A 9571-nucleotide genomic window follows, 5' to 3' on the forward strand; every position below is an offset into this window, starting at 1 on the left:
GAGCAGCGCCAGCAGCAGGGCCACCGGTACGGCGAGCAGCGCCCGCCGCCAGTCGACGCCGATGTCGAGGGCCGCGCCGAGCGGGAACGCCAGACCGACCGAGAGCAGCCCGGCGGCCAGCCCCAGCGCGGCCACCTCGCCGAGGATGAGCGCGGCGATCCGGCGGGCCGGCCAGCCGAGGCAGGCCAGTACCGCCAGCTCGGGACGGCGGTCCCGGACCGCGGCCGAGACCGCGTTGCCGAGGAAGAGCACGCAGACCACCAGCACCAGCACGAAGAGTGCGGCGCTCTTGCGGTCGACGGCCCGGGTGATGGTGGAGGCGACGCCCAGCGCGGACCAGTTCTCGGTGAGCCGCAGCGCGGGGCGGCCGAACGTGCCGGCCGGCAGCTCGACGGTCTGCGGCGCGGGGGAGGAGCCGAGCGTGATGTCCACGTCGAGGCCGGTCGCGCGGGCGATCGCCTCGGCGATCAGCCGGACCCGCTCGGCGGAGCGTTCGCTGTAGCCGTGCACGTCGGCGACCCGGACCCGGATCGCGCTGATCGGCGCGGTGCGCTGCGGGCTGCTGCTTCCCTCCAGCAGCATGGTCGCGCTGGCGAGGTTCGTCAGCAGCAACGGTGGCGCGGAGAGGTAGCCGGCGGGGTTGCCGCTCGGCTCCAGCGGCCGGCCGCCCAACGCGCTCCGGCTGCGCTCGTCGGCGCCCTCGGCCACCGGCGGCTCGTACGTCTCCAGCGGCACCTCGCCCAGGTCGCTGAAGCCGGTCAACTTCTCCGGGTCGAACACGCCGACTGCCCGCCACCGCCGGAACGGGGTGACGCTCCCGCCGCTGGGCAGCGGAATCCGGCGCAGGGTACGCGCCCCGACGTCCTCGGTGAGCCAGGGACGGGGCAGCCAGCTGAAGTCGCGTTCGTTTCCGAAGACCTCCGGCGCGGCCGGCGGCACCGCGGCGGCGCGCAGCTCGCCACCGGGTCGCTCGCCGTACGTCACCGCGCCGGGCTGGGTGATGATCTGCAGCTGTCCGAAACAACATCTGCCTTGCTCGGAGATCCCTGCCGCGAGCTGGGTCCGGTAGGCGTCCGCCAGCTCCGCCCGGGCCACCCCGGCCGGCGTGCCGGCTGCCCGCCGGAGCGTCTCCTCCAGTTCGATGGCCGGCGTTCCGGCCGGTCGGGCGGCGGGCAGCCGGGTGAGCGTGGCCCGCAGTCCGCCGTCCAGATAGGGGCGGCTGGTGGCCAGCACCGGAACCGACCGGTTGCGGGCGGTGCCGAGCACCTTCTCGCTCACCGCGTCGCCGGCCCGTAGGGGGCGGCCGTCCACGACGCTGCCCGCCAGGCCGACGAGGCGCTGCTCCGCGTCCGGGTCGACGGCGGCGAGCAGGAACGGCACGGTGAGCGGCTCGGCCAGCGTCAACCGGTCGGAGGTCGCCGTGGCCGCGTCACCGTTCTGCGCCAGGACGCCGTTCTCCGCCTCGAAGCGGCCGTCCGGCCGCAGCCGGACCGGGGTGACCCACCAGTTGTCCCGCTCCGAGAGCGTGCCGCGGTTGCCGAGCAGGGCGCCGCGCTGCGGGTCGCAGATCGGCCGGCTGCTGCCGTCCGGCTGCACCTCGCGGGGGGCCGGTCCGCAGACGTCGTCCACCCGGTAGCGCCGGCCGTCGCTGTAGGGGAAGGTGTCCGAGGTCTGCGGCTCGAAGACCGGATAGATCAGGGGGTGGGTGGTCACGTACACGTAGCGCGGTTTGCCCGGCGCGGTGGACAGGCCGCGCTCGGCGGAATAGCTCGGGTCGAGCCGGATCACCTGCCGGTCGAGTGACCGGTCGACCGCGGCGGTGAGGTCGAACCGCAGCGGCACCGCCGAGGTCGAATATCCGATCATGGCGATGGGCGCCGCCACGTCCACGCCGGCGACCGCCTTCACCCGCTCGTACTGGGCGATGGTGATGCCGCCGTAGGTGTCGGAGAGGTAGTTGGGCCGGACCAGCCCGCGCGCGGCCTCCAGCGGCGTGCGCGTCCCCTTCGGACGGACCAGGATGTCGTACGCCGCCCGGGTGTTCCGCTCGACGGTGCCGGTGACGGCCAGCCGGGACGTGGTGGTGGCGCCGGTCAGGACGACGTACCCGGTGGTGGCCACCAGCACGCCGGCCAGCAGCGCCACCGACCGTCCGGCACGGCCGCGAAGCTGCCCCCAGATGAAGTGGAACATGTCGCGCCTCCCCGTGTGCTGTCCACACTGTGCGCGATACATTGTGACAATGCAAGACCCGTCCGGCGATGCTGTCCGGAACCGGATTGGAGTAGACGATGGCCATCCAGCACGCCGTCCTGGCCCTGCTCGCCCGCGGCCGCAGCTACGGCTACGAGCTGAAGGGGGTCTTCGAGGCGGCGGTCGGCCCGCAGTGGGGGCCGCTCAACATCGGGCACCTCTACCAGATCCTCGACCGGCTCTCCCGCGACGGCCTGGTGGTCGCCGAACGGCAGGCCCAACCGGTCAAGCCCGACCGGGTGGTCTACGAGATCACGGCGGCCGGCCGGACCGAGCTGGACCGCTGGCTCGCCGAACCCAGCCCGCGCAGCGGCGGCTTCCGGGACGACTTCTTTCTCAAGGTCACCGCAGCGGCCCGGTCGGGCGAGCCGGCCACCGTCCGGACCGTGCTCGGCAACCAGCGCGGCCACCTGCTACGGGAGTTGCGCAACCTCGACGGGCTGCGGCGCCGGGCCGACGATCCGGTGGTCCGGCTGCTGCTCTCGGCCGCGAGTCGGCACGTCGAGGCGGACCTGGCGTTCGTCGACGACGCCGAGTCGGCGCTGCTCACCGACGACGCGGTGCTCGCCGGTCTCGCCGCTGGCCCCCCACCGGCCGTCACACCCGAGGCGGACGCCGGTCCGGCCCGGGCCGCCGGCTGAACCGAGCCCGGGTCACGACTGCGGCAGGCGGCGCAGGAAGCGGTCGGCCAGGTCGACCACCCGGTCGGCGTCCAGCTCCAGGGCCGGGCCGGCCACCGTCACCTCGGCCAGCGCCACCCCGGGCACCTCGGTGTCCCGCCAGCCGCCGACGAACCACGCCCGCTCCTCCTCGGCGAGGGCGAGGTTGGCCTCGTTCAGCGCCTCGGCCGGATGCGGCAGCCAGAGCCGGAACTGGTGGGTGTGCGGCGGCTCCGGGTGGACCCGGGCACCGGGCAGGGTGGCCAGCGCGGCGGCCACCACTTTCGCGTGCGCCACATAGTCGGGCAGTCGGGGCAGCTCGTGGGCCAGCCCGGCGAGCGCGGCCAGGGCGGCCGGCCACTGCTGGAAGAGGTTCCCGCCGTGCCGGTGCCGCCAGGCGCGGGCATAGCGGACCAGCTCCGCGTCGCCGGCCAGCGCCGCCCCCGAGTGGCCCTTGAGGGACTTGTAGAACGAGACGTACGTGCTGTCGGCCAGGGCCGCGATCTCGGCGAGCGGATGCCCCAGGTGGACGGTCGACTCCCAGAGCCGGGCCCCGTCCAGGTGCACCCGGGCGCCCCGGGCCCGGGCCGCCGCCACCACCGCGGTCAGCTCGTCCCAGGTCGGCAGCACGAACCCGGCGTCCCGCAGCGGCAGCTCCAGCATCAGCGTGCCGATCGGCTCGTCGAGCGCGGCCACCTCCCCGGCGGTCGGGTTGCGCGGCGCGTCGGTGGTCCGCACGGTACGGAGACCGGCGAGCAGCACGAGCGCGTCCCGCTCGTGCAGCACCGGATGGCTGAGCGGGTGCAGGCCGACCCCGTCCCGGCCGGTCAGCTCGGCGCCGTACCGCAGGGCGATCTGCTGGGCCATCGTGCCGGTGGGGAAGAAGGCGACCGCCTCGGCGCCGAGCAGCTCGGCGACCCGGCCCTCCAGCTCCTCGACCGGCCCGCCCTCGCCGTAGAAGTCGGGCACCGGGTCGCCGGTGAGGCTCTCGCCGAGCACCGCGAGCTGCTCCCGGACCGACGGCGGCCGAATCCCGGAGAGCATGGTGCCGCAGCCGCGCTGGGCCGCGAACCGGCGTGCCAGCTCCGCGCGCTCGTCCGTCACGCTTCCTCCTTCCACCGGCGCAGCCGGGTCACCGCCTCGGTCAGCACCTCGGGCCGTTTGCAGAAGGCGAACCGGACCAGGCGGCGTCCCGCCTCGGCGTCGTCATAGAAGACCTGGGTCGGCACCGCCACCACGCCGCACCGCTCCGGCAGCGACCGGCAGAACTCCACCCCGTCCCGGCCGCCGAGCCTACTCACGTCGGCGGTGACGAAGTACGTGCCCTCCGGCGTGAGCACCTCGAACCCGGCGTCGGCCAGACCGGCGACGAGCTGGTCCCGGCGCCGCTGCAGGTCCGCGGCGAACCCGGCGAAGTACGCGTCCGGCAGCCCGAGCGCCACCGCGACGGCCGGTTGCAGCGGGCCGGCGTTGACGAAGGTGAGGAACTGCTTCACCCGGAGCACCGCGGAGACCAGCGGGGCCGGCCCGCTCACCCAGCCGACCTTCCACCCGGTGCAGGAGAAGGTCTTGCCGGCCGAGGAGATCCGCAGGGTGCGCTCCCGCATTCCGGGCAGGGTCGCCAGCGGCACATGCGGTGCGGCGGCGTCGGTGAAGACCAGGTGCTCGTACACCTCGTCGGTGACCGCGTACGCGTCGTGCTCCCGGCACAGCTCGGCCACCAGGGCCAGCTCGGCGGGGGTGAATACCTTGCCGGTCGGGTTGTGCGGCGAGTTGAGCAGCACCAGCCGGGTCCGGGGCCCGAACGCGGCGCGCAGCTCCGCCGGGTCGAAGGCGTACCGGCCGTCGGCGGCGGGACGCAGCGTCACCGGGCGGCGGACCGCGCCGGCCAGGGCGATCGAGGCCGCGTACGAGTCGTAGTACGGCTCGAAGCAGGCCACCTCGTCACCCGGCTCGCAGAGCGCGAGGATGCTGGCGGCGATCGCCTCGGTGGCGCCGGCCGTCACCACGATCTCGCCGTCCGGGTCGTACTCCAGTCCCCAGAACCGGCGCTGGTGGGCGGCGACGGCCGCCCGCAGCGCCGGGACGCCCGGGCCCGGCGGGTACTGGTTGTGGCCGGTACGCAGCGCCTCGGCGGCCGCCGCGAGCATCTCCGGCGGGCCGTCGGTGTCCGGGAAACCCTGCCCGAGGTTGACCGCGCCGGTCCGCGCGGCCAGCGCGGACATCTCGGCGAAGACGGTGGTGCCGAACGCCCGCATCCGGGCCACCAGCGGATCGGTCGTCGTCACGCGCGCCAGCCTACGGGCCGTCGCCGCCCTGGCAAGCCCGCCGTCACCGGCCCGGGCGAGGTGGCCGCGGCCGTCCGGGAGGCCACGGGCGGCGGCGCTAGCCGACGCCACACCGGTAGCCGCCGGGGCCGACCGTCTCGGTCACCGGCCGGCCGCCCTCGGCCGTCACGGCGCAGGTGATCGTCCGGCCGCCCTTGTCGTCGGCCTTTTCCGCCTGCAGCATCACCTGCCCCAGGTCGTCGGTGTGAATGGTGCGACGCCAGGGCAGCGGCACCTCGTCGAGCCAGATCTGGTCGCCGTTGGCGTCGCGGTACGCGATGTTGGCCGGCCCCTGCCCGGTCACCGAGTAGACGATGGCGAACCGGCCGGGTCCGTTCGACGGGGTGGACGCCGGCTTCTGGGTCGGACTCGGACTCGGGCGCGGGGTGGGCTGCGCCGCCCGGGTCTCGTCGGGCTCGGCCGGCTCGTCCGTGGTCTGCGGCTGGGCCACCGGGGCGCGGTGGTTCGGGCGGTCCGGCCGGTTGAGCCAGAGGCTCGCCACGCCGAGGCCGCCGCACACCACCAACGCGATCGCCGCGAAGGCGGCGAGGACGATCGTGGCGAGCCCGCCGTCCCCGAATCGTGACCGGGGCCCGCCGGGCGCGTCGACGGCGAGCAGGTCCGGCAGTTCGCCGGCCGGGGCGGGTGGTGTGGGCAGCTCCTCCGGAGGGGTACAAGGCGGGTCCGGGGGAACCCAGGGTGCGCCCGGCTCGGTCTCGCTCATGGGAAACATGATCTCAGCAGGCCGCCCGGCGGGGATTTTGCCGGATATGCACCGCACCTCGACCTGTTCGCTCAAATTCAATGATCGTTTACCCGTCTTTCGAGCACGCGCGATGAGCGGAACTGGGTTAGGCTGCGAACCATGTGTGGAATCGTGGGTTACGCCGGCGCGCGCCCGGCGCTCGGCATCGTGCTCGACGGACTGCGCCGGCTGGAGTACCGGGGCTACGACTCCGCCGGCGTGGCGGTCGTCTGCGAGGACGAGCTGCTGACCGAGAAGAAGGCCGGCAAGCTGGCCAACCTGGAGAAGGTCCTCGCCGAGCGGGCCGCCAGCGATCCCGACTCCTGCGCCGCCAGCCCGATCGGCATCGGCGACGGCACCACCGGCATCGGCCACACCCGGTGGGCCACCCACGGCGGTCCGACCGACCGCAACGCCCACCCGCACCTGTCGCCCGACGGCCGGGTCGCCGTGATCCACAACGGCATCATCGAGAACTTCGCCAAGCTCCGCGCCGAGCTGGAGGCCGACGGCGTCGAGTTCGCCAGCGACACCGACACCGAGTGCGCCGCCCACCTGATCGCCCGGGCCCTGGCCGACCTGCGCTCGGCCGGCGAGGTGGACGGCCCGCAGCTGCTCTCCTCCGCCATGCGGCTGGTCTGCCAGCGGCTGGAAGGGGCCTTCACGCTGCTCGCCGTCGACGCCGGCATCCCCGGCGCGGTGGTCGGCGCCCGGCGCAACTCGCCCCTGGTCGTCGGCCGCGGCGACGGGGAGAACTACCTGGCCAGCGACGTGGCCGCGTTCATCGAGCACACCCGGGACGCGGTGGAGCTGGGCCAGGACCAGATCGTGCTGATCACGCCGGAGAGCATCGAGATCACCGACTTCGCCGGCCAGCCCGCGACCGGCAAGGACTTCCACATCGACTGGGACTCGTCGGCCGCCGAGAAGGGCGGCTACGACTGGTTCATGCTCAAGGAGATCGAGGAGCAGCCCCAGGCGATCGCCGACACGCTGCTCGGCCGGCTCACCGAGACCGGCGAGATCGCCCTCGACGAGGTCCGCCTCAGCGAGCAGGACCTGCGCGACGTCGACAAGATCTTCATCGTGGCCTGCGGCACCTCCTACCACGCCGGCCTGGTCGCCAAGTACGCCATCGAGCACTGGACCCGGATTCCCTGCGAGGTGGAGCTGGCCAGCGAGTTCCGCTACCGCGACCCGGTGCTGGACCGGTCCACGCTGATCGTGGTGATCTCGCAGTCCGGCGAGACGATGGACACGCTGATGGCGCTGCGCCACGCCAAGGAGCAGAAGGCCCGCGTGCTGGCCATCTGCAACACCAACGGCTCCACCATTCCGCGCGAGTCCGACGCGGTGCTGTACACGCACGGCGGCCCGGAGATCGCGGTGGCGTCCACCAAGGCGTTCCTCACCCAGGTCGTCGCGTGTTACCTGATCGGGCTGCACCTGGCGCAGGTGCGCGGGATCAAGTTCGCCGACGAGGTCGGCGCCGTGGTGGCCCAGCTCCAGGAGATGCCGAACAAGCTGCGCGAGCTGCTGGACCGGATCGAGCCGGTCCGCGAGCTGGGCCGTGAGCTGAAGTCCGAGCCGACGGTGCTGTTCATCGGCCGGCACGTGGGTTACCCGGTGGCCCTCGAAGGCGCGCTGAAGCTCAAGGAGTTGGCGTACATGCACGCCGAGGGCTTCGCCGCCGGCGAGCTGAAGCACGGCCCGATCTCGCTGATCGACAAGGGCACGCCGGTCATCTGCATCGTGCCGTCGCCGATCGGCCGGGGCATGCTGCACGACAAGGTCGTCTCCAACATCCAGGAGGTGCGCGCCCGGGGCGCCCGCACCATCGTGATCGCGGAGGAGGGCGACGAGGCGGTCGTCCGCTACGCCGACCACCTGATCTACGTGCCGCGCACGCCGACGCTGCTGGCCCCGCTGGTGACCACGGTGCCGCTCCAGGTGCTGGCCGCCGAGATCGCCGCCGCCCGTGGCCACGACGTCGACCAGCCGCGCAACCTGGCGAAGTCGGTCACCGTCGAGTAGCCGCCCCGGCCGAGGCCCCGCCGCCCCCGGGGTGGCGGGGCCGCGCCGTGCCTGGGCGGAACCGGTCCGGGGCGGGCCGGGTGCCGGCGCGGAGATCATCGGCCCAGCACGATCCGGGCCATGCCGTCCAGCGCCGGGTTGCCGGGGTCCCAGTAGCCGGTGTGGCCGTACCGGCCGCTGGGGAAGCGCCGGCCGCCGAAGCCCGGGTCGGCCGGATCGTGGCCGAACCACAGCTCGTGGGCGTCGAGCGCGCCGGCGAGCGGGCCGAGCGGCGTGCCGGCCAGCACCGCCCGGCGGGCCAGCGCGTCGGGCGGCCGAGCCAGTCGGATCACGTCGTCCGGCGCGGTGGCGGCCCAGACCTGCCCCGGGGCGGTGCGCAGCTCGCCCGCGTGGTCGACGCCCACGCCGGGCGAGCCGACGAAGACCAGCGCGTCCGCGCTCAACCCGTGGTCGCGGGCCGCGGCGCCGACCACCAGCGAGCCGTAGCTGTGGCCGAGCACGGTCTGCCGGGCGGGTGGCCCCTCGTGCGAGGCGCGTAGCCCCTCCTGGAACCGGTGCAGCGCCGGCCCGGCCGCCTCGGCCGGCCCGGAACGGGTGGCCTGGGGCAGCGCGTCCGGGGCGTCGTAGTCCAGCCAGAGCACCGCCGCCGCCTCGGTGGCCGGGGCGAGCGCTCCGCACCGGTCCAGCACCCGGGCGGCCCGACCCAGCTCGCCGGGGGCGTCGGCGAGGTCCGCGGTCATCCCCGGGACGTACGTCAGCACCGCGCCGGCCCGGTCCGGGTTGCCGAGCGCCACCACCGCCCGCCCGTCCCCGCCCGGGTCCAGCCCGAGCAGGTACGCCCGGGGTGGCTCCGGCGCGGCCAGCCGCTCGCCGAGCGCGTCGAGGCCGCGCAGGGCCGCCTCCGCGTGGGCGAGCCGGGCCAGCCGGGCCAGGTCGAGCGGGCCCGCCGGCAGCGGGCGCAGCAGGCCCCGGCGGCGGTCGGCCAGCTCCTCCCGCCAGCCGGCCAGCAGCAGCCGGTTGGCCTGGTCCCGCGCCGCCACCGGAAGCCCGTCGAGGCAGCCCACCCGCGCCGGCTCGTGACGGACCAGCCAGCGCCGCTCCGCCGGGGTGAGCCCGGCCCACCAGCGGCTCACCTCCGCCGGCCCGGCGCCGGGTGCCGGGCACCCGGCGGGTGGGGCGCTCACCCAGCCGACCGCCGCCGCCGTGGCCAGTTCGGCCAGCCGGCCGGCCGCCTCGCGGTCCGCCGCGTCGGCCAGCGCCAGCGCCCCGCGCAGCTCGGTGGAGACCTGGGCGACGGCGGGTCCGACCCGCGCCGCCGGGCGGGGGCGGGCCGGGTCGGGGCGGACCCCACCCGCCCGGTCCACCAGCAGGCCACCCGCGTCCGCGTGCGCCACGGCGGCGGCGAGCCGGGCCTTCGCGACCCGCAGCCGGGCGGCGAACTCGGCCAGGGTCTGGTCGACCTCCAGCACCGCGGGCAGCACGTCGGCCAGCGCTTCCCGCAGCACCCCGAGCCGCCCCTGCGCCCCCGCCGCCGCCCCGCCGGACCAGCCGGA

At 75.0% G+C, this 9571-nt stretch carries 7 protein-coding genes; 2 read left to right on the top strand and 5 right to left on the bottom strand.

Annotation, left to right across the window (positions count from 1 at the left end; all coding sequences use genetic code 11):
• Positions 1–2193 (bottom strand): FtsX-like permease family protein (locus tag EFE23_RS26385; RefSeq protein ID WP_123243600.1); only part of this gene is annotated, 2193 nt, incomplete at its 3' end.
• 98 nt (positions 2194–2291) lie between these two features.
• On the opposite strand from EFE23_RS26385, the gene EFE23_RS26390 reads away from it, so the two are divergent.
• Positions 2292–2894: a helix-turn-helix transcriptional regulator gene (locus tag EFE23_RS26390; protein ID WP_123243601.1), complete on the top strand. Its 603-nt coding sequence runs from the start codon at positions 2292–2294 to the stop codon at positions 2892–2894.
• Positions 2895–2906: 12 nt separating this feature from the next.
• Here the strand turns inward: EFE23_RS26390 and EFE23_RS26395 are convergent, their stop codons facing one another.
• The 3 genes from EFE23_RS26395 to EFE23_RS26405 form a co-directional block, all read right to left on the bottom strand.
• Positions 2907–4016: a threonine aldolase family protein gene (locus EFE23_RS26395; RefSeq protein ID WP_123243602.1), complete on the bottom strand. Its 1110-nt coding sequence runs from the start codon at positions 4014–4016 to the stop codon at positions 2907–2909.
• Positions 4013–5200, bottom strand: a complete 1188-nt coding sequence (locus tag EFE23_RS26400) for a pyridoxal phosphate-dependent aminotransferase (protein ID WP_123243603.1) — start codon at positions 5198–5200, stop codon at positions 4013–4015. Before EFE23_RS26400 ends, EFE23_RS26395 begins: the two co-directional genes overlap by 4 nt.
• Before the next feature lie 97 nt (positions 5201–5297).
• The gene (locus tag EFE23_RS26405) at positions 5298–5963 is read right to left on the bottom strand and encodes an MmpS family transport accessory protein (protein WP_123243604.1); all 666 of its coding nucleotides are present in this window, start codon (positions 5961–5963) and stop codon (positions 5298–5300) included.
• Between the two features lie 141 nt (positions 5964–6104).
• Between EFE23_RS26405 and glmS the strand changes: the two genes are divergently transcribed.
• The gene (gene glmS, locus EFE23_RS26410) at positions 6105–8018 is read left to right on the top strand and encodes a glutamine--fructose-6-phosphate transaminase (isomerizing) (RefSeq protein ID WP_123243605.1); all 1914 of its coding nucleotides are present in this window, start codon (positions 6105–6107) and stop codon (positions 8016–8018) included.
• Positions 8019–8113: 95 nt separating this feature from the next.
• Here the strand turns inward: glmS and EFE23_RS26415 are convergent.
• On the bottom strand, positions 8114–9571 hold a 1458-nt coding region (locus EFE23_RS26415; protein WP_123243606.1), incomplete at its 5' end, for an alpha/beta hydrolase.

Origin of the sequence: Micromonospora solifontis (assembly GCF_003725545.1) — a bacterium.
GTDB classification, from domain to species: Bacteria; Actinomycetota; Actinomycetes; order Mycobacteriales; family Micromonosporaceae; genus Micromonospora; species Micromonospora solifontis.

Excerpts from the sequence above, each read along its gene's own strand:
- EFE23_RS26390 (WP_123243601.1), top strand. The coding sequence starts at position 2,292 with ATGGCCATCCAGCACGCCGTCCTGGCCCTGCTCGCCCGCGGCCGCAGC.
- EFE23_RS26405 (WP_123243604.1), bottom strand. The coding sequence starts at position 5,963 with ATGAGCGAGACCGAGCCGGGCGCACCCTGGGTTCCCCCGGACCCGCCT.
- glmS (WP_123243605.1), top strand. The coding sequence starts at position 6,105 with ATGTGTGGAATCGTGGGTTACGCCGGCGCGCGCCCGGCGCTCGGCATC.